The organism is uncultured Jannaschia sp. (assembly GCF_947494055.1).
Lineage (GTDB): Bacteria > Pseudomonadota > Alphaproteobacteria > Rhodobacterales > Rhodobacteraceae > Jannaschia.
In genome coordinates, this window is record NZ_CANLTR010000168.1 from 1 (window position 1) to 600 (window position 600).

A 600-nucleotide genomic window follows, 5' to 3' on the forward strand; every position below is an offset into this window, starting at 1 on the left:
CCCACCTTGAAACCTTCTTGGATCAGCAAGCCCTGCAGCATCCGGCTGCCCGCGAAGGGGAACTCCATGTGCAGTTTGTCGATCCGGTGCATCAGCTTCAGATCGGCGGCCGAGACCGGGCGCGGCTGGTAATAGACGCTGCCTCGGCTGACACCCAGCACCTTCGCCTGGCGGCTGACGCTGAGCCTTGCCGTAGGATCGATCATCTTTTTGCGCTCGCCAGCAGACCTGCCTTGCCGAGCGCGCTGGACAAAAAATCCTTCTCCAGCGTCAGCTCTCCGATCTTCGCATGCAGCGTCTTCACGTCGATCGCCGGTTCCACTTTGGCCTTCGGGGCTTCGCCAAAAACTCCGGTCGCGCCTTCCAAAAGCAGATCGCGCCATTGCTTGATCTGGTTCGGATGGACGTCGAAATCCTGTGCCAGTTCGATCAGGGTCTTCTCGCCCTTGATCGCAGCCACCGCCACCTTCGCCTTGAAGGACGGGCTGTGGTTCCTGCGCGGTCGTCTTGTCATGGTCTTCTCCTCGCTCGCGACAATCATGCCGCCGTGGCGCGGAAAATCCACTTATCCCGGCTGTTCAGTTTTCCCGAACCACCTCT

General features: G+C 60.2%; 1 pseudogene. It reads right to left on the minus strand.

From position 1 onward, the window contains the following. A pseudogene (locus Q1A87_RS23685) lies at positions 1 to 514 on the minus strand (transposase); the annotation flags it as partial. Positions 515 to 600: the final 86 nt, after the last annotated feature.